The following is a 25051-nucleotide window of genomic DNA, read 5'->3' as shown; positions in this document are numbered from 1 at the left end:
TCCAGAGTTATTGCGCGGAGGTACCGGTGATCGGGGTTGCCTTGTAATCGACATACGCGGTGTCGCGCAGTTCGCGCAGCCAGTCGGCGTAGGCCTGTTCCGCCTTGCGCTGGCCGATGGCCTGGCGCGCGAGGTCCATCTGTTGCGAGACCGATCCTTCTGCTTCGCGGCGGCCGAGCACCTGGATCAGGTGATAGCCGTATTCGCTTCGCACCGGCTGGCTGATCTGATTGTCCTGCAGCGCATTCATTGCGCGCTCGAACTCGGGTACCGTTTCGCCCGGGCTGATCCACCCGAGATCGCCGCCTTGCGACGCCGAGCCGTCCTGCGAATAGGTGCGCGCAAACTTGTCGAAATCGCCTTGACCGGTTTCGATTTCCTGACGGATTTCGAGCAGCTTCTGGCGCGCCTGCGGCTCCGACATGCCGTCGCCGACGCGCAGCAGGATGTGGCGCACGTGCGTCTGCGTGAGCTTGGTCGAATCGGCGGACGTCGCGCCCTGGCCCGAGCGGCGATCGACGAGACGCACGATCTCAAAGCCGTCATTGGTGCGGATCACCGTCGGATTGACCTGACCCGGACGCAGCGTCGACGCTGCCGTCACGAACTCAGCCGGCAGTTTGGACGGCGACTGAAAGCCCAAGTCGCCACCTTTCGATGCATCCGCCGCCTGTGAATTGGCCTTCGCGAGCTTCTCGAAGTTGTCGCCCTTCATTGCTTCCTGCAGCAGCCCATTCGCCTTGGTCTGCGCCGCTTCGATGTCCGTCTGCGACGCGTTGAGCGGCGCCTTCAGGAGGATATGCTCCATGCGCAGATCGCTGGTGAGACCGGCCGTCGGCCCACGCTGGCTCGCAATGTAGTTCGCCACTTCCGCGTCCGACACGGTGACCTTGCTGTCCACTTCCTTCTCGCGCAGACGCGACAGGATAAGCTCCGTCTTGGCGTCGCCCATGAAGGTCGCCCAGGGCACGCCTTGCGCCTCGATACGCGCGCGATACATTTCGAGCGGCATGTTGTTGGCCTGCGCGAGACGTTCGAGCGTGCGTTGCACCTGGGCGTCGTCGACGGTGATGCCGTCTTCGCGCGCCTTCTGCAGCTGGATGCGCTCCAGCACCATCTGGTTGAGGACCTGCTGGCGCAACTGATCCGCAGGCGGAATCGGCGCGTGCTGCTGGTTCAGCCGCTTCGTGATCAGGCCGATCCGCATGTCCAGCTCGCGCTGCGTGATGACGCCATTGTTGACCACGGCCGCGATCGTATCGACCGTTTGCGCATTGCCGTTGCCGCTCAGCGCCTGCGCGTGCGCAGGCGCGGCCAGCAGAATGGAAGCGGCCGCAGCGAAGCCGGTCGCGAACGTTGCCAGGCGAAGCTTTTTCATGATTGCCACAGATACTCCAGTGATGTCGGGCACGCTCGGCCCGTCTTGTCTGTTCTGCGAACGACGCGGCATCGATCGGTCACTCATAACCGCTCATTCGTAGTTGTTGAACTGCGATTCGGGCGGCGGCGGCGGCGGCGGCGGCTGATAGCCCGCCACGCTCGCGCGGAACGCGGACATCAGCCCGTTGTCGACGCTCGACAGCCCCTTGAACGTCAGCTGCGCGAGCACCCGCGTGCCGGACGTCTGGCTGCCCGTCGTGTTCACCCCGTTTGCGTAGCGCTGGAAGCCGACGCCGAGCGTCCAGCAATCCGCGTCGTATTGCACGCCGAGAAGCGCGTCGACGGCGCGGTGTCCTTTCAGGTCGTAGTTGATCCGCCCGACACCGAAGACGCGGTGCATCAGCGGCCATTGGCCCGAGATCAGCAGCTGGTTGATCGGCTGGTTGTCCAGCGTCGTGTTGGCGCGCGTGTAACGGTAGCCGAGGTTGATGACCTTGCCTGCTGCCGGGCTATACCCGAAGCCGACACTGGTCTTGACCAGCTGATTGTTGTCCGCATTATATTGGAACGCCGTTTCCGAGGCGAAACCTGCCCCGAGCTTCAGCGATGCGCCGAGAATCAGGTCCGAGTGAGTGGCCTGCTCCGACGCCTGTTGCGTCTGATCCAGCGTGACGCGCTGATCGCGGAAATAGTACTGCTGCGCGATCACGAAGCGCGCGCGCTCGTCGCCCGTCGCCGGGTTCAGGAAACGCGTGGTGATGGCGGCCGTCAGACGGTTCGCATCGGCGATACGGTCGTTACCGACGAACGTGTTCGGCGTGAAGATTTCCGCGAGCCCGAAGTCCGAGTCAGCCGTATCGAACAACGGCGCGAAGCTCTGGTTGCGATACGGCGTGTAGACGTAGTACAGACGCGGTTCCAGCGTCTGAATGAAATCCTGCCCGAACAGGCGCACCGAGCGGTCGAAGATCAGGCCGGTATCGAACGAAAACGTCGGTATCGATTCCGTGAAGTTCTTCGGCTGGTTAGCGGGCGCGCCCGTGCCGATGTTGCTCAGGTCATACGACGCGAAGTGCCATTGCACCTTCGGCGTAACGAAGTAACCGGGACCGACGACGGAGTACGAGAGGTACGGATTGAAGACGACACGATCGCCTTCCGTCGCGTCCGCCGTCGTGATGCGAAAGCGCGAGTAGTCGGCTTCCGCGCCGAAGTCGAAGCCCCCAACGTTGTACTTCGCGTACTTCACGTTCAACTGCGGCTCACGTCCGTACGGCGCGGTGGACGGCGAAAGTGTCTGCCAGTGCTGCTCGCGCGCGAGCACGGACCACGGCCCGTTGTTGTATGTGAGACCCGCTTCCTGCTGGTACAGCAGCTGCGTGCCGTTCAGGAACTGGTTCGTCGACGACGACAGGTCTTCCGGATAGGTGTTGTCCGAGACCTTGTTGTAGTAGATGTACCCGCCGAAACCCGAACCGAAATTCTGGTTGTGCTGGATATACAGCGCATACCGGTTCGTGTGCGTGATCTTGTCGTCGGGCAGATATTCGCCCGTGATCGAGCCGCTATAGGTCGGCGACAGATAGCGGAAGTTCGCCTGCAACTGCACGCCGCGCTTCGACAGGATGCGCGGCGTCACCGTCAGGTCGCGATTCGGCGCAATGTTGAAGTAGTACGGCAGCGACAGCTCGAAACCATTGGTCGAACTGAGCGATGCCGTCGGCGGCAACAGGCCGCTGCGCCGCGCGCCCGACAGCGGGAACGACAGCCACGGGCTCGCGAACACAGGGACGCCCTGGAAGAACAGCACGCCGTTGTGCGCGACGCCGTCGTCGGCGCCCGTGTCGAAATCGAACTCGCTGCCCTTGATGTACCAGGCCGGATCCTCCGCGCACTGGCACGCCGTGTAGGTGCCGCGTGTGAACACCGAGCGCTCGTTGTCGAGCAGATCGACGCGCTCCGCACTGCCCGAACCGCCCGTCACATTGAAGTGATATTTGGGCGTGGTCATGAAGCCTTCGCTCGACTCGATCTTCATGTGCGCTTCCGGGCCCGAGAATGCGGCCCCGTTGCCCGACAGATGAACATTGCCGTAAGCATCGGCCATGTCCGTATCCTGATCGTAATGAAGCGCGTCGGCTTTCAGCGCCGAGTTGCTGCGGCGGACTTCGGCCGCACCCTTGGCCGCGATGTCCTGGTCGGCCGTGCCCGTGGTCGAGTCGCCCAGCACGAACGTGGCGGGACTCTGGCCATTGGGTGTCGAATGTTCTTCGAGTTGTGGGGCCAGCCGCAGGCCCCACGGCGCGTCTATCGGCTGCGCCTGCGCCGCCTCTCCCGCCAGCTGCGCATGCGAGAGCGCGGGCAGCAGACCCGGCACGGCGACCAGCGCCGCTGCGAGCCGCCTTCTGCGCGGCAGGGCGTCAGAGGAGGAAGTGGTTCGGAAAAGCTGTCTAGGCGGCATGTATCGTTTGGCGTATCGGCCCTGCTGTCAGTTCATTTGCCCGGTCATCAGTCACGAGTTGCCGCCTGTGCAATCGGGCATCGAATGCACAACTTTTGACGATTCATGCAGCGGTAAGGCGGGCGATCCGACGAGATGCGCGAGAACTGACGCGAGTCGCGTCAAAAAAGTCGTGGGGTATTATATGGCAAGACGTTGCCCACCCCGATTTTGTCTCCGGCTTTTCATGACGCTTCCCCCCGTATCTTCCCTTACATCCGCTTCTTCCACGGCGGACGCCCGGCTCGAGCTTCTCGGCGCCTGGCTGCAAACCCACGCCGGCCGCTATGGCCTTGACCTCGCCACGCTGAAGCCCGCTTCCGCCGACGCCAGCTTTCGCCGCTACTTCCGCCTCGCGGGCAGCGGCGCGGAGCTTGTCGCCGGCGGCGCGACGGTGATCGCCGTCGATGCGCCGCCGCCCGAAAAATGCCGCGAATTCGTGCAGGTGGCGGGTTTGCTGGCCGACGCGGGGGTCCACGTGCCGCGCGTGCTCGAAGTGGATCTCGATGCGGGCTTCATGCTCGTCACCGATCTCGGCACGCAGTCGTATCTGTCGACGCTGAAGCAGAGCAGTCCCGCCGATGCCAGAAAACTGATGCGCGACGCGCTCGATGCGCTGATCCGCTGGCAGCTCGCCTCGCGCGACGACGTGCTGCCGCCGTTCGACGAAGCCTTCCTGCAGCGCGAGATGGAGCTGATGCCGGAATGGTTCATCGGCCGGCATCTCGGGCAGGAGGTGGATGAGAAAGCGCGCGGCGTGCTCGATCGCACGTTCGCGCTGCTGATCGCGAGCGCGCGGGCGCAGCCGCAGGTGTTCATGCTGCGCGATTTCATGCCGCGCAATCTGATGATCGCCAGTCCGAATCCCGGCGTGCTCGACTTCCAGGACGCGGTGTACGGCCCGATCACGTATGACGTGGCGTCGCTGCTGCGCGACGCGTTCATCGGTTGGGACGAAGAGTTCGAGCTGGACTGCTTCGTGTACTACTGGGAGCGTGCGAAAAAGGCGGGACTGCCCGTCGATGAAGACTTCGGCGAGTTCTATCGACAGCTCGAATGGATGGGGCTGCAACGGCATATCAAGGTGCTGGGCCTGTTCTGCCGGATCAACTATCGCGATAGCAAGCCGCACTACATGGCGGATCTGCCGCGTTTCATCGGCTATGCACGGAAGGTGTGCGAGCGTTACCGGCCGCTCGTGCCGTTCGCCAGGCTGCTCGACGACCTCGAAGGCCGCGCCGTCGATGTCGGCTACACGTTCTGACGGGTGAAGAATTTGAACAAAGCGATGATCTTTGCCGCCGGGCGCGGCGACCGGATGCGGCCGCTGACGGACACGTGTCCGAAGCCGCTCCTGAAAGTGGGCGGCAAGCCGCTGATTGAATGGCAGATCGAACGGCTGGCGAGCGCGGGGTTCACGACGATTGTCGTCAATCATGCCTGGCTCGGCGCGCAGATCGAGGATGCGTTGGGCGATGGCTCGCGGTTTGGTGTCGAGTTGCGTTATTCCGCGGAGCATGAAGCGCTTGAGACGGCGGGCGGGATTGCCAAGGCGTTGCCGTTACTGGAGGACTCGGGCAGGCCTGAGGTGTTCGTGGCCGTCGCGGGCGATGTGTACGCGGATTTTGATTATTCGACGCTGCGCGGGCCGGGGGCACGTCTTGCTGCCGCTGATTTGCCTGGGATGCATCTTGTGATGGTGCCGAATCCTTCGTTTCATCCTGAGGGGGATTTCGTTCTGCGCGGCGATGGGCTGTTGGCGCTTGACGGCGGACCTCGGTGTACGTTTGGAAGCATCGGGCTTTACGACACGCGGATGTTTCGGGATCTCGCGCCGGGCGCGCGGCGGGCGCTTACGCCGTATTATCGCGAGGTGATTGCGCAGAGGCGCGCCACTGGAGAGCTTTATACGGGGTTGTGGGAGAACGTTGGGACTCCCGCGCAGCTCGAGGCGCTCGATAAGCTGATAAGCGTGTAGGTTTCTTGTCTGCGACGCTGGTGGTTTGCTTGTGTTTGCGCTGGCATCCGCGTTTTGTTAGCGTGCTTCACGCGTCGCCCCTGTGCGGGGCGGCACCTACTTTTCTTTGCCGCCGCAAAGAAAAGTAGGCAAAAGAAAGCGGCTCACACCGCCAGCACGTATTCCTATCCACGGGCCCCCAACGTCCCCATACTTCACACGGGAATGCCCTGGTCGGTGTCCGTTGCCAGCGCTCCGAATGAACGCCTCACCCACTTCGAATACCCGTACTCAAGCAAGCGGCAGCGAGTGGTATGTGCCGCCCAGGTGGCAAACTGTGTGCAGGTTGTCCCGTCGTATGGCTCGGCGCTCTTATTGGGTGGAACGCGTGCGCTACTAGCCCGAAGTGAGGCGTGCGGAGTACAACGGCCTACACACAGTTTGCCACCTGTGCGGCCGTGGACTATCTGGCACGGCATGCTGTAATGCGGGCGCGTGGAGCGGGTGAGGCGTACAGAGAGGACGTTGGCAACGGGCGCGGACTGGCGCGTTGCCGGTTGAAGCGTAAGACCCTATGGGGGCCCTCAGGCAAACACAAGCACTGGCGGTGTTAGCCGCTTTCTTTTGCCTGGCGGTTTCAAATGTGAAGCGCAACACAATGCCTAGTGAACGGAATTATCAGGTTGAGAAGCAAGTGCAAGCATGGTGGCGAAGACTTCGAACGGCGAGTGGAAAGCGTGTGTGGCACGTGGCCGGCTGTTGAGGCTGTCAGCGATGTCATCAAGGTCGTCCTGGCTGTAGACCGAGAGATCCGTGCCCTTGGGCAGATACTGGCGTAGCAGACCATTGGTGTTCTCGCACGTGCCACGCTGCCAGGGGCTGTGAGGGTCGCAGAAATAGACCTTCACACCGGTCGCGGCCGCGAGCTCCTGGTGGCAGGCCATTTCCTTGCCCTGGTCGTACGTGAAGCTCTGTCGCAGCGGCGCAGCGATGGAATTCAGTTTGGCGGAGAAGCCCGCGAGTGCCGAGGCAGCTGTCGCATCGTCCATGCGGGCAAGCAGCACAAGGCGGCTGGAGCGTTCGACCAGCACGCCCACGGAAGAGGCATTGTTTGCACCCTTGATGAAGTCGCCTTCCCAGTGGCCCGGCATCACGCGGTCGTCCACCTCGGGTGGGCGCACATGAATGCTGACCATATCTGGAATCTGACCGCGCCGGTCTGTGCCTCGACTTCGCGGCATGCGATCGCTGCGATGGTGGCGCAGACAGGCGACGAGCTGGCGACGCAGTTCCCCATACGGACGAGCGTAGATAGCCGTATAGATGGTCTCATGCGAGACCCGCTGGGACGAATCATTCGGGTGCATACGTTTGAGCGTACCTGATATCTGCTGAGGCGACCATTTCCAGTCCAGCAGCGTGAGGACGATGCGCCATGTAACACCCTGCGGATCGAGCTTGGCGGGGCGCCGGCCAGCCACACGTCGCGCCACGCTTAACGCCTGGGCCGGCACCGAAGCATAGCGGTCAGGCCCGCAGTTGCGAGCCAGTTCGCGACTCACCCTTGCAGGTGAGCGCCCAAGCATACGGGCCATGGCCCGTATGCTTGAACCCTGCAGATGCTGGCTGGCAATCGTCAGCCGCTCTTCAGGCTGGAGTTGTTGGTATCGTTTTTCCATAGCAACACCTTATATGAGGCGGGGTGTTGCACTTCAAACTTGAGAACTCGCCTACTTTTCTTTGCGGCGGCAAAGAAAAGTAGGTGCCGCCCCGCACAGGGGCAACGCCTGAAGCACGCTAACAAAACGCGGATGCCAGCGACAAGCAACAAGCAACAAGCAACAAGCAACAAGCCCCATAGCGTCGCAGACAAACCCCTCAACCCCCTGCCCCATTGCCGGGCAAATCCAAAACCTCTTCCGCGTGCGCAGCACGCTCCTGCTGCAAGGCCCACATCTGGGCAAACAACCCACCAACGAGAATAAGCTCCCCGAAAGTGCCACGCTCGACAATGCGCCCCTTATCCATCACGATAATCTGCTCCGCATGCACGACCGTCGACAGCCGATGCGCAATAATCAACGTCGTCCGCTCGCGAGCAATCTGATCCAGTTCGTGCTGGATAGCACGCTCCGACCGCGAATCAAGCGCGGAAGTCGCTTCATCGAACAGCAGCACAGGCGGATTCTTCAGCACGGTCCGCGCAATCGCAACACGCTGCTTCTCCCCACCCGAAAGCTTCAACCCACGCTCGCCGACAGGCGTGTCATACCCCTTGGGCAAGCTCTCGATGAACTCGTGAATATGCGCCGCGCGCGCCGCCGCGATCACTTCGTCGCGCGTCGCCGAGGGCCTGCCATACGCGATGTTGTAGTAGATCGTGTCGTTGAACAGCACCGTATCCTGCGGCACGATACCGATCGACGCGCGCAGCGAATCCTGCGTCACATCGCGAATATCCTGCCCGTCGATGCGAATCGCGCCACCCGTCGCACGATCCAGATCGTAGAAGCGAAACAGCAGCCGCGCGAGCGTCGATTTGCCCGATCCGCTGTGACCAACCACAGCCGTCGTCGTGCCCGCGGCAATCGTGAAGCTCACGTCATGCAAGATCTGCCGCGCTGGCTCGTACGCGAAGTTCACATGCTCGAAGCTCACCTGCGCGCCGCGCACGACGAGCGGCAACGCATTGACCGCATCGGGCACTTCGCGCGCCGCGCCGAGCAGCGTGAACATCCGGTCCATATCGGTAAGGCTCTGCTTCAGCTCGCGATACACGACGCCAAGAAAATTCAGCGGAATATAAAGCTGCAGCATGAACGTGTTGATCAGCACGAGATCGCCGAGCGTCAGCCGCCCTGCCATCACGCCCTGCGTCGCACGCCAGAGAATAAACACGAGCCCGGTGCCGATGATCGCCTGTTGCCCGAAGTTCAGCGCCGACAGCGAGTTCTGCGACTTGATCGCCGCCGCGCGATAGCGCTTCAGGTTCTCGTCGTAACGCTGCGCTTCCCACTCTTCGTTGTTGAAGTACTTGACCGTCTCGTAGTTCAGCAAGGAATCGATGGCGCGCGAATTCGCGTTCGAATCGAGCTCATTCATCGTGCGGCGAAAATGCGTACGCCACTCGGTCACCTTTACTGTGAACGTGATGTACGCAGCCAGCGCGATGAACGTGACGATCGCGTAGTACGCCTCGTATTTGACGACGAAGAAACCGAGCACGAGGCCGACTTCGACGAGCGTCGGCAGAATGCTGTAGAGCGAATACGAAATCAGTTGCGTGATGCCGCGCGTGCCGCGTTCGATATCGCGCGACATGCCGCCCGTCTGCCGCTCCAGATGAAAGCGCAGCGACAGCGCATGCAGATGCCGGAACACTTTCAGCGCCAGTTGACGCACCGCGCTTTCTGTCACCTTCGAGAAGAGGATTTCGCGCAGCTCGGTGAAGAGCGAAGTGGACAGACGCACGACGGCATATGCCACCACCAGCAGCCCCACGCCGCCCAGCAGCACGACGGCCGGTGCATTCGTCGCGCGGCCGAGCGCCGTCAGGTGCTGCACGGAAGCAAGACTGTCGACGATGCGCTTCATCACGATCGGCACGCCGAGATTGGCAACCTTCGCGCCAATCAGGCAGCTGAGCGCGAACACCACGCGCCACTTGTAGGTCGCGAGGTACGGCAGCAGCGAGACGATGGTTTGCCAGTCGTTGCGCGGCTGATTCGAAATCGGCGACGGTTCGGACGAAGCGGAATAGCGACGCATGGTTCTATTGTGGGGAAAGCCAGCACGCTTGACGCGTGACTCGTGGGGAACGTGACGGGCAAGTGCGTTCGACGAACCGAACAGCATTCCGAACGCGACACGCTGGCAATAAGTTCCACCGTGCGCTTTCCCGTACAATTCCTGATCTGGCAATATTGTCGCAGAAGCCGGCTGGCGCCGCTTTCGCCGCGCTGACACTGGTCTTCCCGGTCATGCCGTCGTCGCGAGCGCCATCCCTGTCGGCTCAACTGAATTCATGGATGACCCGATGACCCAGACTCTCAATCTCCCGCAGAAACCGTGCGCGCTGCGCGTCGTCCCGCAACCGTCGGATGCGAACGTCCATGGCGATGTGTTCGGCGGCTGGATCATGGCGCAAGTCGACATCGCCGGCTCGATTCCCGCAAGCCGCCGCGCGAACGGCCGCGTTGCAACCATCGCCGTCAACTCGTTCGTGTTCAAGCAGCCGGTGTTCGTCGGCGATCTGCTGAGCTTTTACGCGGATATCGTGAAGACGGGCAACACCTCGGTAACGGTCGCCGTCGAGGTCTACGCGCAGCGCATGAGCCTCTCGGAAGAAACGGTAAAAGTGACGGAAGCGACCCTCACCTACGTCGCGACGGACAGCGACCGCCGCCCGCGCGCCTTGCCGGAACTGGACTGAAGCCGGCGTGCCGTGCCCACGCAGGGCGCGGCCTTGAATGTTCCAACGTGAAATGCCTGACGATCAGGCGTTAGCAGCAATGACCGCTGCGTTCTCGGCGCCCCGCTGCAGCATGCCGGGAATCGCATCGTGCGGCATCGGCTTCGCGAAGAAGTAGCCCTGCATCTCGTCGCAGGCGCGCTCCTTGAGGAAGTCGAGCTGCGTCGACGTCTCCACCCCTTCCGCAATCACCTGCAGATTCAGCGAATGTGCGAGCGCAATGATCGCGGACGTGATCGTCTCGTCGTCCGACGATTCGCCGATATCCGACACGAACGACCTGTCGATCTTCAACCGATCCACCGGAAAGCGCTTGAGATAGCTCAAGCTCGAATAACCCGTGCCGAAGTCGTCGATGGCCAGGCCAATGCCGAGTGCGTGCAGTTCGTTGAGCATCGACACGGCCTCTTCCGCGTTTCGCATGATGGTGCTCTCGGTCAGTTCGAGTTCGAGATACTGCGGGTCGAGCCCCGTCTCTTCGAGCACCTGCATCACGAGCTTCGCGATATCGCGCTGCTGGAACTGCCGCGCCGACAGGTTCACCGACACGCGCGCAGCCGGCAAGCCTTCGTCCTGCCACGCCTTGTTCTGGCGGCACGCTTCGCGCAGCACCCATTCCGACAGCGGCCCGATCAGCCCGCTTTCCTCGGCAACGGGGATGAACTGCGACGGCGGAATCAGCCCGACTTCCGGGTCGCTCCAGCGCACCAGCGCTTCCATGCCGACCACCTGCCCCGTTTCGATATCGACCTGCGGCTGGTAATGCAACAGGAACTCGTTGTCGCGCAGCGCGCGGCGCAGACGCCGCTCCAGATTCAGCCGCGCGCCCGCCGACACGTTCATCTCCGGCTGATAGAACTGGAACGTGTTGCGGCCCATGTCCTTCGCGCGGTACATCGCAAGGTCGGCTTTCTTCATCAGCGTTTCGGCGTCGTCACCGTCCTGCGGGAACAGACTCGCGCCCATGCTGCAGCCGACATACAACTCCGTGCCGTCGAGCCACACCGGCTCCGAAATCGACGCACGCACGCGCTCCATCCACGCGATCAGCGACTGCTCGTCGACGGTATCCGTCATGACGATCACGAACTCGTCGCCGCCGTGACGCGCAACCGTGTCGCTGGCCCGCGCGCAACGTGCGAGACGGTCCGCGACCACCGACAGCAGCCTGTCGCCGACGCTATGCCCGAGGCTATCGTTGACGTTCTTGAAGCCATCGAGATCGATGAACACGACGGCCACGCCCTTGTGATGCCGCTGCGCGACGATCAGCGCATGCTGCAGCCGGTCGCGCAGCAGATTGCGGTTCGGCAGGCGCGTGAGACTGTCGTAGTTCGCCTGATATTCGAGCTGTTCCTGATAGCGGATCAGCGCCGTGACGTCGTTGATGACGGCGATGTGATGCGTGGTCTGCCCATCGGCATCCGGCACAGGCGCGATATACAGCTGATTCCAGAACAGCGCGCCGTCCTTGCGATAGTTGCGCAGCACCGCGCTCACTTCGCGGTTTGCCGCGAGCGCCTGGCGGATCCCGACAATGCCTTCCTGATCGCGGTCGTCGCGCTGCAGCAGGCGGCAATCCTGGCCGATCACTTCCTGCGGATCGTAGCCCGTAATGCGCTTGAACGCCGGGTTCACGTACTCGATCAGATTGCCTTCCTTCGACGGCGCCGTAATCAGAATCGCGTTGACGCTCGCGTCGAGCGCGCGGCTTTGCAGGCGCAGCGCGAGGTCCGCGCGCTTGCGCTCAGTGATATCGGTGTATGAGCCGAGCACGCCGATCACGCGGCCGTCGCTGTCGGTGAACGGCAGCTTGCTCGTCACCGTCGTGCGATGTACGCCGTCGATCAGTATGTCGGTTTCGTAGTTCATCTTCGGCACGCCGGAGGCCATCACTTCCGTATCCTGGCCGCGCAGATCGTCGGCGAATGCGCGCCACGGCATGTCCTCGTCGCGCTTGCCGATCACCTGCTCCGGGTACGCGAGGCCCGCGTCGCGCGCGAAGGCCATGTTGCAGCCGAGATAGCGCAGCTCCTTGTCTTTCCAGAAAATGCGCTGCGGGATGTTGTCGATCACCGTTTCCAGCATCTGGTTCGAACGCTGCGCTTCGGCTTCGGCGTTGATCTGCTCGGTGACGTCGTCGGCGAGCACGAACAGCGCGGGCCGGCCCATGAAGGTCATCGCGTGATACGAGATGTCGGCGCTGATCTGCGAGCCGTCCTTGCGCCGGTGATGCCAGATGCCCGCCATCGTGCGCGGACCGCCCGGCGCCACGTCGCTGCGCTGCAAGTGCGATTCGAGCCGTGCCACTTCGGCGTGCGGGCGGATCGCGCGCACGGTCATCGCCAGGAATTCGCTCTCGGAATAGCCATATTGCTGCACGGCCGCCGCGTTGACAGCGAGAAAGCGCAGCGTATCGCGGTCGAAAATGTACATCGGCACGGGATGCTGTTCGAACAGCCCGCGAAAGCGCTCGTCGTGCCGATGCAGCGCTTTCGCGATACGCAGCTTTTCGCGCGCGACGTTTTCACGCGCGCCGAATGTGTAGATCAGCAGTCCGCTGCCCGCGAGCATCGTCACGATCAGGAACAGCATCGCGTAGCGCGAATCGCGCATCGATGCATCGAGCGCCGCCTTCAGTGCCAGGTCTTCTTCGGCGCGCAACTGGTCCATCCGCGCTTCGAGCCGGTCGACTTCCATCCCGAGACGCGTATAGGTCTGCGCGGCCCAGGCGCGCGAGCCGTCCTGCTCCGGCGCAGTGGTTTTGGCGAGCGCGAGCGCAATGTCCTGCTGCAGACGCGAGCCGTCGGACGTGAGCTGCGCGAGCGCGCCGGAGACATTCGGCTGGTTCGCCAGCTGCTCGTGCAGCGCCCGGTCGATCTTCGCGAGCGAAGCCGACATGGCGGGCACGGCATTGGCGGACGCGGGCTCGGCCGTTGCCTCGTAACGCCCGAGCATGTCGAGGCCGTCTTCGAGCGTCGCGCGATAGGCTTCCAGATTCTGGCGGATGGCCGTCGAGCGGACCGTGCGCGCATCGGCGTCGCGCTGTCCGCAAATCTGCGTGTACGCGACGAAGGCGTTCGCGCCGACCGCAGCAGCGACGACCGCCAGATTGATCAGCAGCCGCTTCGATAGAAAAGAGATCATAGGTTCCGAACGTCGTTCGATCCTGCAGGCGGGGGCGCGCGGGAAGCCAGTCAGATGCGCAGTCATATGCGGCACGCACGGACGGCGCGGACGAACGAGGCGCAGCCGGGCGCAGCGCTTTACGCGCCAACCTTTGGATAACGGCAGCGATCGGAAGAGATTGAGGGTAAAACCGAAAAAATCTTGCGCCAGATTCAGCTGGCGAGGCCAAATTCCTTCATTGCCGGCTGGAAATCATGATTGCTCGCCGTCTTGCGCGACAGTTTGGCGAGCACATAGCGCTGAAATGGCTCGAGCCGCGCCCACTGCGCGGCGCTCGGCGCCGTCAGACTGGCGAGTTGTGCCTGATTCAGAACGGTATCCGGCACGGCTGCAGTGTCGCGCCATGCCGGGTTATCCTCGGGCGTGAACCATTCGGGCTCGATGTTCGCGTGCGTGCGCATCATCTCGAAGAGGGCGTGATCGAAGTTCGGCTCGATCTCAGTGTCGTCTTCGACGGGAAAGCGCGCCAGCAGCACGCGGTCTTCGTGCGGCAGCATCTGCCATTGTTCGAGCGAAATCCGCAGCCCGAAGCGGTCGAGATTGAATCGGACGACCATCGGAATGAATTTCAGATTCTCCGAGGATTCGACCTCGAAGTTGAACAGCAGGGGCGCATCATTGAGTCCCATGACAGATTCCTCTTATTCGGTGGCCAACGCGCTATGCCGGTCTGAGGTATTTTAGAACCATATTGGCGGCGCGGCGGCCCAAAGCCGGGTCGCAGCATTTTTGCGCAGGAGTCAGCAGGTGAACGAACTGGATACGGGCGAACAACCGGGCATCGTCGAGCAGGCGGTGCGCCGTCACCGCGGCGGCGCGGTCGAGAGCGTCGCCGATCATGTCGGCCAGGAATGGCCCGTCGCGCTCGTCTTCAACGGCATTTCGCACGCCGTGATGATGTGCACGCCGCGTGACCTCGAAGAGTTCGCGGTGGGTTTCGCGATTTCGGAAGGGATTGTCGAGCGCGGCGCGCACATTCAGGACATCGAGGTCGAGTTCCGCGACGGCAAGTTGCCGCATGCGGAAGTGCAACTGACCGTCGTGCAGCAGGCATTCGCCGCGCTGAAGGAAAAGCGCCGCGCGCTGTCGGGCCGCACGGGTTGCGGCGTGTGCGGGATCGAGAGCATCGATCTGCTCGATCTGGCGCCGGAGCGCGTGCCTGATACGGGTTTTCTGCAGCGCCTGGCGCCTGATGCGATTGCGCGCGCCGCGAAGGAACTGCCTGCGCACCAGGCGCTCACGAAGATGACGGGCGGCCTGCACGCCGCCGCGTGGTGCGACGCGACGGGCGCGATCCACTACGCGTTCGAGGACGTGGGCCGTCACAACGCGCTCGACAAGCTGATCGGGCGGCTGTCGCTGGATCGCGTCGACACGAAGGAAGGCTTCGTCTTTCTGTCGAGCCGTGCGAGCTATGAGCTGGTGCGCAAGGCGGCGCGTGTCGATATTCCGATGGTCGCGACGATCTCGGCGCCGTCGTCGCTGGCGATCACGATTGCGCGCGAGGCGGGCGTGCGGCTGGTCAGTTTCTGTCGCGAAGCGGGCTATGTCGATTACGACACTGTCTGACGCAGCCGCCTCGATTCCCGTTTAGCTGAACTGGCGGAAGTCCGGTTTGCGCTTCTCGAAGAACGCCTTGAACGCTTCCTTCGCTTCAGGCGCGAGCAGCATTTTTGCGAAATGCACGGCTTCGTCGGTCATTTGGGTCTGGATTTCGTGCAGCGCGGCGCGCTTCATCAGTTGCTTGGTCACGCGGAGCGACGACGCGGGCAAGGCGGCCAGCTTCTGCGCCTGTTGCAAGGCGAACGCGTCCACTTCTGCCGCGGGCAGGAGGCGGTTCACGAAGCCCATGCGTTGCGCTTCTTTGGCGTCGAATGCTTCGCCGAGCATCAGTTTTTCCGCTGCCCCCTGGTAGCCCGCGACGCGTTGCAGCAGCAGCGACGATGCGGCTTCCGGGCACAGGCCCAGTTGCGCGAATGGCAGCGAGAACGTCGCTGTGTCGGCGGCGTAGACCAGGTCGCAATGCAGCAGCAGCGTCGTGCCGATTCCTACGGCTGCGCCGGCTACTGAAGCCACTAGCGGTTTTTCCATCGAGCTGATGGCGCGCAGGAACTGGAAGACGGGTGCGTCGTCGCTGACGGGCGGCTGCTTCATGAAATCTTCGAGGTCGTTGCCGGCGCTGAAGATTCCTGCGCTACCGCGGATGAGCACCGCACGGGTGGTCGGGTCTTGTTGCGCTTCGACCAGCGCGTCGGCCATCGTTTGATACATCGCTGCCGTGATTGCGTTTTTCTTTTCCGGGCGGGCGAAGGCGATGGTTAGCACGTCGTGGGTGCGGGTGAGTTCGATGTCCATTTTTGACTCCTTCATGGTGGTGCGCCTTTGCTGTCGCAGCCGGTGTGTGCATGGTTCTGCGGTGGCATCCGGTGTGTGCATGCTTCTCCGCCGGCATCCGGTGTGTGCATGCTTCTCCGCCGGCATCCGCGTTTTGCCTTCGTGCTTCAGGCGTCGCCCCTGTGCGGGGCGGCACCTACTTTTCTTTGCCGCCGCAAAGAAAAGTAGGCAAAAGAAAGCGGCTCACACCGCCAATCCTTTATCCTGCCTGAGGGCCCCCAACCGGTCCTATGCTTCAAACGGCAACGCACCGGCTCGCCTTCGTTGCCAACGTTCTCTCTGTACGCCTCACCTGCTTCATGCACCCGCATCGCAGCACACCGCGCCAGACCGTCCGCCGCCGCCCAGGTGGCAAACTGTGTGCAGGCTTTCGCGCCATACGCGCATCACTCCGGACGGAAAAACAAGGTCGGTGTCTCTTGTAAGAGCGCCGACCTTTTCGGCACTACAACCTACACACAGTTTGCCACCTGGGCGGCAGAGAGCGTTCGCTGCCGCCAGCCCCGCATACGGGTGCCTGAAGCGGGTGAGACTTCTATTTAAAGCGTTGGCAACGAGCGCCAATGGAGACGTTGCCGTGTGAAGCATAAGACCGGTTGGGGGCCCTCAGGCAAACACAAGGACTGGCGGTGTGAGCCGCTTTCTTTTGCCTACTTTTCTTTGCGGCGGCAAAGAAAAGTAGGTGCCGCCCCGCACAGGGGCAACGCCTGAAGCACGAAGGCATTACGCGGATGCCAGCGCAAACTTCCAAAAAACCAAACAGCTTGCGCAGCAAAAACCGTATCGCGGATGCCGGCGCAGCCCAAATGCGAACCGCTAATACACCAGCGGCCCGCAAGCAAAAACCCCACAAAACTCAAACCCGCTCAATAATCCCAGCGGCACCCATGCCGGTTCCAACGCACATAGTGACCATTCCGTACTTCAAATTCCGCCGGCGCAAGCCATGAACCACCGTCGCGGCGCGAATCGCTCCAGTGGCCCCAAGCGGATGCCCAAGCGCAATAGCCCCGCCAAGCGGATTAACCTTCGAAGGATCGAGCCCAAGGTCACCGATCACAGCCAAAGCCTGCGCAGCAAAAGCCTCATTCAACTCGATCCAGTCGATATCATCCTGCTTGAGCCCAGCGGCCTTCAGCGCCGCCGGAATCGCTTCCTTCGGCCCGATGCCCATGATCTCCGGCGGCACACCGCGCACAGCAAAGCTGACGAATCTGGCCAGCGGCGTCAGATTGAACTGCTTGAGAATCTTCTCCGACACCACGATCAACGCGCCTGCGCCATCCGAAGTCTGCGAACTATTCCCGGCCGTCACCGAGCCCTTGTTCGCAAACACCGTCCGCAACTTCGCCAGCCCTTCCATCGACGTATCCGCACGCGGACCTTCATCCAGCTTCACCTCACGCGTCTTCACCTTGACTTCGCCCGTCGCCAGATCGGGGAAACGCTCGGTGATCGTGTAGGCCGCGATTTCGTCGTCGAACTCGCCCGCCTGCTGCGCAGCCACCGCCTTGCGATGCGATTCGACAGAAAACTGATCCTGCTGCTCACGGCTCACCTTCCACCGCTCCGCAACCTTCTCGGCCGTCAGGCCCATGCCATACGCAATGCCTACATCTTCATTGCGATCGAAAATGTGCGGCGACAGCGACGGCTTGTTGCCCATCATCGGCACCATGCTCATCGATTCGCAACCGCCTGCGATCAGCACGTCCGATTCGCCGACGCGAATACGATCCGCCGCCATCGCCAGCGCCGTCACGCCCGAGGCGCAGAAGCGGTTCACCGTCACGCCGCCCACCGTGTTCGGCAAGCCAGCAAGCAACGCGCCCATCCGCGCCACGTTCAAGCCTTGCTCGGCTTCGGGAATCGCACAGCCGACAATCGCGTCTTCGATCAGCGACGTATCGAGCCCAGGGACTTGTGCCACGGCGGATCTGATCGCGTGCACCAGCAGTTCGTCCGGGCGCGTGTTCTTGAACATGCCACGCGGCGCCTTGCCGATCGGTGTGCGGCTCGCGGCGACGATGTATGCGTCCTGTAATTGCTTGGTCATTTGAAATTCCCTCTCGTCAGTTGCGCACCGGCTTGCCCGTCTGCAGCATGCCCATGATCCGTTCCTGCGTCTTCTGCGTGCCGAGCAACTCGACGAACGCGCGACGCTCCAGCGCCAGCAGCCATTCTTCATCGACGAGACTGCCCGCTTCGACGTCGCCGCCGCACACCGCTTCCGCGATGCGGCTCGCGATCAGGTAATCGTGCTCGCTGATGAAACGGCCATCGCGCATGTTGACGAGCGACGCCTTGATCGTCGAAATCGCCGAGCGTCCGGCAACCGGCACCTGCGTTACACGCAGCGGCGGACGATAGCCCGCTGCGGCCAGCGCACGCGCTTCCTTCTTCGCGGTATCGAGCAGTTCGAAGACGTTGAAAACGATCGTGTCCGACGGCTTCAGATAGCCCATCGCGCGGGCTTCGAGCGCCGAACCGGAAACCTTCGCCATCGCCGCGTTTTCGAACGACTTCTGCAGGAACTTGAGCAGATCATTGGTCGCGCCGACTTGCGTCGCAGCTTCCGCCGCGCGCAACGCCGCTTCCTTCAGACCACCACCCGCCGGCACGAGACCGACGCCCACTTCGACCAGACCGATATAGCTCTCGACATGGGCGACGCGCTTCGCGCTATGCAGCACCAGTTCGCACCCGCCACCGAGCGCGATACCCGACACGGCCGCGACCACGGGCACGTTCGAATACTTCACGCGCAGCATGCCTTGCTGGAACTTCTTCACGAACGGCTCGATGCCCTTCGCGCCGCCCATCATGAACGCGGGCATCGCTTCTTCGAGATTCGCGCCCGCTGAGAACGGACCGCCCGGTGCGCCGAGTTTCAACGACGTCGGCTGCCAGATCACCACGGCCTTGTAGTCCTTCTCGGCGACATCGATCGCCTGCGTGATGCCGTCGATCACCGACGGTCCGATCGTGTTCAGCTTGCTCTTGAACGACACGATCAACACGTCGTTCTCGCCGGCGCGATCGTCGACCCATGCACGCACGGCATCCGTTTCGAACACGGTCTTGCCATACGTCTTCGGATCGGCGCCTGTCTCGCCTGCGAGCGGCGCGCGGAATACCTGCCTGTCGTACACGGACAGCGACGAGCGCGGCACGAAGCGCTTTTCAGCCGGCGACCACGAACCTTCGTTCGTATGTACGCCGCCCTTTTCGGCCACGACACCTTCCAGCACCCAAGCGGGCAACGGCGCGTTCGACAACGCCTTGCCTGCCGCGATGTCTTCCTGCACCCACTCGGCGATCTGCTTCCAGCCCGCCGTCTGCCAGCCTTCGAACGGACCTTCGTTCCAGCCGAAACCCCAGCGGATCGCGAGATCGACGTCGCGCGCGTTGTCGGCGATCGACTCCAGATGCACGCCGATGTAATGGAATACGTCGCGGAAGATCGCCCACAGGAACTGAGCCTGCGGATGCTGCGATTCACGCAGCAGCTTCAGGCGCTCGGCAGGCGGACGCTTGAGGATGCGGCCGACCAGTTCGTCCGCCTTCCCGCCGCCGTCGACATAGCTGCCCGCCTTCGCGTCGAGCACCTTGATCGCCTTGCCTTCTTTCTTGTAGAAGCCCGCGCCCGTCTTCTGGCCGAGCGCGCCCTGCTTCACCAGGCCAGCGAGCACGGCGGGCGTTTCGTAGACCGGGAAGAAGGGGTCGTCGGCGAGGTTGTCCTGCATCGTCTTGATGACGTGCGCCATCGTGTCGAGACCGACCACGTCCGCCGTGCGGAACGTCGCTGACTTCGCGCGGCCGAGGCGGCTGCCCGTCAGATCGTCGACTTCATCGAAGCGCAGACCGAACTTCTCGGCTTCCTTGATGACCGCGAGGATCGAGAAAATGCCGACGCGGTTCGCGATGAAGTTCGGCGTGTCCTTCGCGCGCACGACGCCCTTGCCGACCACGCTAGTCAGGAACGTTTCGAGTTGATCGAGGATTTCCGGGCGCGTCGCCGTGGTCGGGATCAGTTCGACCAGATGCATGTAGCGCGGCGGATTGAAGAAGTGCACGCCGCAAAAGCGCGCCTTCAGTTCGTCGGAGAAGCCGTTCGACAGTTCGGTGATCGACAGGCCCGATGTGTTGCTCGCGAAGATCGCGTTCGGGCCGATATGCGGCGAGACTTTCTTGTACAGATCGTGCTTCCAGTCCATGCGCTCGGCGATCGCCTCGATCACCACGTCGCATTCGGCAAGCTTTGCGATGTCGTCGTCGTAGTTCGCGGGCTGGATATATTGCGCGTCGTCCTTCACGCCGAACGGCGCGGGCGACAGCTTCTTCAGGTTTTCGATCGCCTTCAGGGCGATGCCGTTCTTCGGGCCTTCTTTGGCTGGCAGGTCGAACAGCAGCACGGGCACCTTCGCGTTGATCAGGTGCGCAGCGATCTGCGCGCCCATCACGCCGGCGCCGAGTACGGCGACCTTGCGAATGATCAGATTGCTCACGTCGTTCCTCCGGGGCGTTATGCGGTGTCGCGAGTTACCGCGCGCAGGCTTCGATGTGCGCGCGCGGCATATGTGTGTGAGTGTGACGGCGGCGCATGGCTGTCTTGCGCCGCCTCGCGATGCGTTTAGAACAGCGCTTCGTCGATTTCCATCAACGTCTTCGCGCCGGCGCGCGCGGCGCGGATCGTCGAGGCCGTTTCGGGCAGCAGCTTCGCGAAGTAGAAACGCGCAGTGGCGAGCTTCGACTTGTAGAACGGATCGCCCGATGCTTCGTTGTCGAGCGCGATGCGCGCCATCCGCGCCCAGAAGTACGAGAACACCAGGTGGCCGACCGTGCGCAGATACGGCACGGCTGCGGCGCCGACTTCGTCCGGGTTCTGCATTGCCTTCATGCCGATTTCCATCGTCAGCTTCTGCACCTTGTCGCCGATATCCGCAAGCGGATTGACGAACTCCTGCATCTCCGGCTTGATGCCTTCTTCCTCGACGAAGTCCGTCACCAGCTTGCCGAACTTCTTGAGCTTCGCGCCCATGTCGCCGAGCACCTTGCGCCCCAGCAGATCGAGCGACTGGATCGAGTTCGTGCCTTCGTAGATCATGTTGATGCGCGCGTCGCGCACGTATTGCTCCATGCCCCACTCGGCGATGAAGCCGTGGCCGCCGTAGATCTGCATGCCCATGTTCGTGCCTTCGAACGCGTTGTCCGTCAGGAAGGCCTTGATGACGGGCGTGAGCAGCGCGACGAGGTCGGCGGCATCTTTGCGCACGGATTCGTCGGCGTGCGACAGTTCCTTGTCGATGTTCAGCGCGGCCCAGTACGTGAAGGCGCGTGCGCCTTCCGCGTAGGCCTTCTGCGTGAGCAGCATGCGGCGCACGTCGGGATGCACGATGATCGGATCCGCCGCCTTCTCGGGCGCCTTCGGACCTGTCAGCGAGCGCATCTGCAGACGCTCCTTCGCGTAGACCAGCGAGTTCTGGTACGCGATTTCCGTCAGGCCCAGACCCTGCATGCCCACGCCCAGGCGCGCGGCGTTCATCATCACGAACATCGCGTTGAGGCCCTTGTTCGGCTCGCCGACCAGCCAGCCCTTCGCGCTGTCGAGATTGATCACGCACGTCGCGTTGCCGTGAATGCCCATCTTGTGTTCGATCGAGCCGCACTTTGCGCCGTTGCGCTCGCCCGGGTTGCCGCTCGCGTCTGGAATGAACTTCGGCACGACGAACAGCGAAATGCCCTTCGTGCCTTGCGGCGCGTCCGGCAGACGCGCCAGCACGAGGTGAACGATGTTCTCGGCGAGATCGTGCTCGCCGCTGGAGATGAAAATCTTGGTGCCGCTGATCGCGTACGAGCCGTCGCTGTTCGGTTCGGCCTTCGTGCGCAGGATGCCGAGGTCGGTGCCGCAATGCGGTTCGGTCAGACACATCGTGCCCGTCCATTCGCCCGACACCAGCTTCGGCAGATACGCCTGCTGCAGCTCCGGCGTGCCGTGCGCGTGCAAGCACTCGTAGGCGCCGTGCGACAGGCCCGGGTACATCGTCCAGGCCTGGTTCGCCGAGTTCATCATCTCGTACAGCGCGTTGTTGACGAACGCTGGCAGGCCCTGGCCGCCGAAGTCGGGATCGCAGCCGAGCGCGGGCCAACCCGCCTCGACATACTGCCGGTACGCTTCCTTGAAGCCCTTCGGCGTGGTGACGACGCCATCGCCTTCGTATTTGCAGCCTTCCTGGTCGCCGCTCTGGTTCAGCGGGAACAGCACTTCCGAGCAGAACTTGCCGGCTTCCTCGAGCACCTGGTTGATCGTGTCGGCATCGAGATCAGCGTGCTTCGGCATCTGTTTGATCTCGGCTTCGACGTTCAGCAGCTCGTGCAATACGAATTGCATGTCGCGCAACGGCGCGGCGTACTGTCCCATGAGTCTCTCCAATCAATCCAAAGGTGTTGGCTCGAGCTCCGCTGCCAGCCTCCGCGCCGTCTGGATCCATTCGATGAGGACCCACCCAGCCCCGCTAGCGGCTTGCGCTCTCGCTCTGATACGAAACAATCAGTTTTTCCAGCGCGGCCCACGTGAGGCGCACGGCATCGGGCAGATGCAGGAAGCGTGCGTCATGATGCAGGCCGAGCGTGAAGCTATACAGTTCGAAGAGCATCAGTTGCGGATCGGTGTCCGCGCGCAGATGCCCTTCATCCATTGCCTGCGAAATGGCCCGCGTGAGCGCCGCGCGCCACATCGTGACGCTTGCGACCAGTTGCTCGCGCACCGCGCTGTCCGCGCGATCGTCATACTCGACCGCGCCGCTGATGTAGATGCACCCAGTCGTCACTTCCTGGATGCGCTTCTCGATCCAGCGCGAGATCATTGCGCGCAAGCGCGGCAAGCCTCGGGGCTCGCGCAGACTCGGGAAAAACACCTCGTCCTCGAAACGACGGTGATATTCGCGCACCACCTCGACCTGCAGGTCTTCGCGCGACCCGAAATGCGCGAACACTCCGCTCTTGCTCATCTGCATGCGCTCGGCAAGCAGGCCGATCGTCAGACCTTCCAGTCCGTCGCGGCTTGCCAGATCGAGTGCTGCATCGAGAATCGCGGCTCGCGTTTGTTCGCCTTTTCGCATAGCTGTGTACCGTCTGATTTAACCGAAAGAAAAATCGAACGGTCGTACCATTATTGTGGGCGACCGTCCGCGAAACAAGGACTTTATTAGAAACGGGTTTCTAACACGTTCTGATTTTCCGTCATTCGCCTATAGGACGATGCGGAATTTTTAGAATCATTTGCCAGAACTGATCTGGGTTGTCTCCGATTAATGATTATTATGAATCGGCTTTTGTCTGCCTTTTTCTGTATCGCCTCTTAATCGTAGCCGCCCACCGTCAGCAGTTTCATCGCGAGCCGGTACGTGTTGTACGCAAACCAGTTCAGCAGGCGTTCGCCGGCAGGACGCGCCGCATAGTGCTTTTCGTCGATGCGGCGGCCCTCGTCGAACGCGGCCACGATCGCCGTGCGCAGCTGGTCGATCTCCGGATGCAGCACGAGTACGACGTTCGCCTCATTGTTCAGCATCAGGCTCAACGCGTCGAGATTCGACGAACCGACCGTTCCCCAGTTCGAGTCGACCACGGCGACCTTACCGTGCAGCATGGTCTTTTCGTATTCGGCGATCTTCACGCCCGCCTTCAGCAACGTGCGATACAGGAACGGCACCGCGTAATCGAGCATCGCGAATTCCTTCCTGCCGATCACGAGACGCACGTCGACGCCGCGTTGCGCTGCGTAGATCAGCGCGCGCCGCAGCTTGCGTCCGGGCATGAAATACGGATTGGCGAGCAGCACTTCGGAGCGCGCCTGGCCGATCGCGGTGAGATACGCCCTCTCGATCGCGCGGCGGTTGACGAAGTTGTCGCGTGCGACGAACGCGACGCACGGCTCGGCCATCGCGCGCATGTCGGCTGTACGGGCGCTGCGGCGCACGCGCACGAAGCGCGCAGTCGCGGCTTGCGGCGTCGCCCCGCCGACGGGCGGCGGCACGAGCGCCGGACGATGGCCGATGCGGATGCGCTCCCACTGCACGTCGAACGCTTCGAGCACGTCGGCCACGACGGGACCTTCCAGCTCGACGGCGAAATCCCAACGGGGGTAAGGCAGACGCGTGCCGTTCTGATCGTAGTCGTCGACGACATTGATGCCGCCGCAATACCCGAATGTCTCGTCGACGACGGCGAGCTTACGGTGCGTGCGCGAGAAGCCGAATCGACCGAAGATATGCGGGTTGTAGATGCGATGCTCGATGCCTGCCGCCTGCCAGTCGTTGAACATCGGCAGGCGCTCGGTGCCGACGCCGTCGGTGATCACGCGCACGCGCACGCCGCGCGTGGCGGCACGGATCAGCGCGTCGGAGACGGGACGGCCGGAGGCGTCGTCGCAAAAGATGTAGGTTTCCAGCGCGACGTTGCTCTTCGCGGCGTCGATCCGTTCGATCAGCGCGGCAAAGTAGGTCTCGCCCGCCGTGAACAGGCGCACCGAGTTGCCTGAACAAAAGCGATACCTGGACCAGTAGCGCCGGCCGGGCAAATGCTGTGTCAGCCGGTCGAAGCGGCGGCCGTCGCCGCCGCTCATCGGCAACGCTCCTTCACGCGTTGCGGCAGCTGCAGGATCGCATCGCGGTTGGACCACGAGAAGCAGCGCTCGGCCGCCTCTTGCCAGGGCAGCCACAGATGCGCGGTGTGCTCGAGCGACGCAAGCGTCACTTCGAGACGCTGCGGCACCTGCAGGCTGAACCAGTGCTCGGTGTTGTGCGTGACGCCTTCCGCATAACGGTGACGCCAGGTCGGGAAGATTTCGAAGTCGATATGGTGATGCCAGTCGACGAGCGCCTCACGCGGCACGACCTCGCCGCCGATCACGATGCCCGTCTCTTCCGCCACTTCGCGGATGGCCGTCTCGCCGATCGGTTCGTCGATGTGGTCCTTCGAACCCGTCACGGATTGCCAGAAGGCCTCCCGGTCGGCTCGTTCGATGAGCAGCACGTCGAGATCGGGCGTATGAATGACGACGAGAACGGATTCCGGAATCTTCGGCGGTTTCGGCATGGTGATAAAGCGGGGCGCGGTTGTGCTGACTGGACCGCGCGATTGCATGTCGGACGGCAGAGCT

At 62.6% G+C, this 25051-nt stretch carries 17 protein-coding genes; 4 read left to right on the top strand and 13 right to left on the bottom strand.

Translation table 11 applies throughout. The features are described 5' to 3' along the window. Window positions 1–7 precede the first annotated feature (7 nt). On the bottom strand, window positions 8–1387 hold the full coding sequence (locus PPGU16_RS02165; RefSeq protein WP_180721503.1) for a peptidylprolyl isomerase: 1380 nt from the start codon (window positions 1385–1387) through the stop codon (window positions 8–10). 84 nt (window positions 1388–1471) lie between these two features. Then, window positions 1472–3841 (bottom strand): LPS-assembly protein LptD, encoded by a 2370-nt coding sequence (locus PPGU16_RS02160; protein ID WP_180721502.1) that lies wholly within the window; start codon window positions 3839–3841, stop codon window positions 1472–1474. A 226-nt stretch (window positions 3842–4067) separates the two neighbouring features. Between PPGU16_RS02160 and PPGU16_RS02155 the strand changes: the two genes are divergently transcribed. Continuing rightward, window positions 4068–5144: an aminoglycoside phosphotransferase family protein gene (locus PPGU16_RS02155; RefSeq protein ID WP_180721501.1), complete on the top strand. Its 1077-nt coding sequence runs from the start codon at window positions 4068–4070 to the stop codon at window positions 5142–5144. 24 nt (window positions 5145–5168) lie between these two features. Further along, a complete protein-coding gene (gene murU / locus PPGU16_RS02150) occupies window positions 5169–5858 on the top strand; it encodes an N-acetylmuramate alpha-1-phosphate uridylyltransferase MurU (protein ID WP_180722524.1) in 690 nt (229 codons plus the stop codon). 641 nt (window positions 5859–6499) lie between these two features. On the opposite strand, the gene PPGU16_RS02145 is transcribed toward murU, so the two are convergent. Together PPGU16_RS02145 and PPGU16_RS02140 are read right to left on the bottom strand one after the other, a co-directional pair. Next, on the bottom strand, window positions 6500–7516 hold the full coding sequence (locus PPGU16_RS02145; RefSeq protein ID WP_180721500.1) for an IS30 family transposase: 1017 nt from the start codon (window positions 7514–7516) through the stop codon (window positions 6500–6502). A gap of 199 nt (window positions 7517–7715) precedes the next feature. Next, complete coding sequence (locus PPGU16_RS02140) at window positions 7716–9605, bottom strand: ABCB family ABC transporter ATP-binding protein/permease (protein ID WP_180721499.1); 1890 nt, start codon at window positions 9603–9605, stop codon at window positions 7716–7718. Window positions 9606–9873: 268 nt separating this feature from the next. Here PPGU16_RS02140 and PPGU16_RS02135 point away from each other — a divergent pair, with 268 nt between their 5' ends. Further along, on the top strand, window positions 9874–10269 hold the full coding sequence (locus tag PPGU16_RS02135) for an acyl-CoA thioesterase (RefSeq protein WP_007579793.1): 396 nt from the start codon (window positions 9874–9876) through the stop codon (window positions 10267–10269). Window positions 10270–10332: 63 nt separating this feature from the next. Here the strand turns inward: PPGU16_RS02135 and PPGU16_RS02130 are convergent, their stop codons facing one another. Then, a complete protein-coding gene (locus tag PPGU16_RS02130) occupies window positions 10333–13455 on the bottom strand; it encodes a sensor domain-containing protein (protein WP_180721498.1) in 3123 nt (1040 codons plus the stop codon). Between the two features lie 194 nt (window positions 13456–13649). Further along, window positions 13650–14126 (bottom strand): nitrate reductase associated protein, encoded by a 477-nt coding sequence (locus tag PPGU16_RS02125; protein ID WP_180721497.1) that lies wholly within the window; start codon window positions 14124–14126, stop codon window positions 13650–13652. Window positions 14127–14244: 118 nt separating this feature from the next. On the opposite strand from PPGU16_RS02125, the gene fdhD reads away from it, so the two are divergent. Beyond that, window positions 14245–15066, top strand: a complete 822-nt coding sequence (fdhD, locus tag PPGU16_RS02120) for a formate dehydrogenase accessory sulfurtransferase FdhD (protein WP_180721496.1) — start codon at window positions 14245–14247, stop codon at window positions 15064–15066. Between the two features lie 21 nt (window positions 15067–15087). On the opposite strand, the gene PPGU16_RS02115 is transcribed toward fdhD, so the two are convergent. From PPGU16_RS02115 to nudB, 7 genes are all read right to left on the bottom strand, one after another. Further along, window positions 15088–15852 (bottom strand): enoyl-CoA hydratase, encoded by a 765-nt coding sequence (locus tag PPGU16_RS02115; RefSeq protein ID WP_180722523.1) that lies wholly within the window; start codon window positions 15850–15852, stop codon window positions 15088–15090. Between the two features lie 895 nt (window positions 15853–16747). Beyond that, window positions 16748–17947 carry an acetyl-CoA C-acyltransferase gene (locus PPGU16_RS02110; RefSeq protein ID WP_180721495.1) on the bottom strand — a complete coding sequence of 400 codons (1200 nt, stop codon included), beginning with the start codon at window positions 17945–17947 and terminating at the stop codon, window positions 16748–16750. Between the two features lie 16 nt (window positions 17948–17963). Next, window positions 17964–20399: a 3-hydroxyacyl-CoA dehydrogenase/enoyl-CoA hydratase family protein gene (locus PPGU16_RS02105; protein WP_180721494.1), complete on the bottom strand. Its 2436-nt coding sequence runs from the start codon at window positions 20397–20399 to the stop codon at window positions 17964–17966. 125 nt (window positions 20400–20524) lie between these two features. Continuing rightward, a complete protein-coding gene (locus PPGU16_RS02100) occupies window positions 20525–22312 on the bottom strand; it encodes an acyl-CoA dehydrogenase C-terminal domain-containing protein (RefSeq protein WP_180721493.1) in 1788 nt (595 codons plus the stop codon). Between the two features lie 94 nt (window positions 22313–22406). Further along, window positions 22407–23012: a TetR/AcrR family transcriptional regulator gene (locus PPGU16_RS02095; RefSeq protein WP_007579775.1), complete on the bottom strand. Its 606-nt coding sequence runs from the start codon at window positions 23010–23012 to the stop codon at window positions 22407–22409. Window positions 23013–23251: 239 nt separating this feature from the next. Next, window positions 23252–24514 carry a cardiolipin synthase ClsB gene (gene clsB / locus PPGU16_RS02090; RefSeq protein ID WP_180721492.1) on the bottom strand — a complete coding sequence of 421 codons (1263 nt, stop codon included), beginning with the start codon at window positions 24512–24514 and terminating at the stop codon, window positions 23252–23254. Beyond that, a complete protein-coding gene (nudB, locus tag PPGU16_RS02085) occupies window positions 24511–24987 on the bottom strand; it encodes a dihydroneopterin triphosphate diphosphatase (RefSeq protein WP_180721491.1) in 477 nt (158 codons plus the stop codon). The genes clsB and nudB overlap by 4 nt, the downstream gene beginning before the upstream one ends. Window positions 24988–25051: the final 64 nt, after the last annotated feature.

The organism is Paraburkholderia largidicola, from assembly GCF_013426895.1.
GTDB lineage: Bacteria > Pseudomonadota > Gammaproteobacteria > Burkholderiales > Burkholderiaceae > Paraburkholderia > Paraburkholderia largidicola.
Note: the sequence above shows the minus strand (reverse complement) of the source record. Positions and strands in the feature narration are given on the sequence as shown.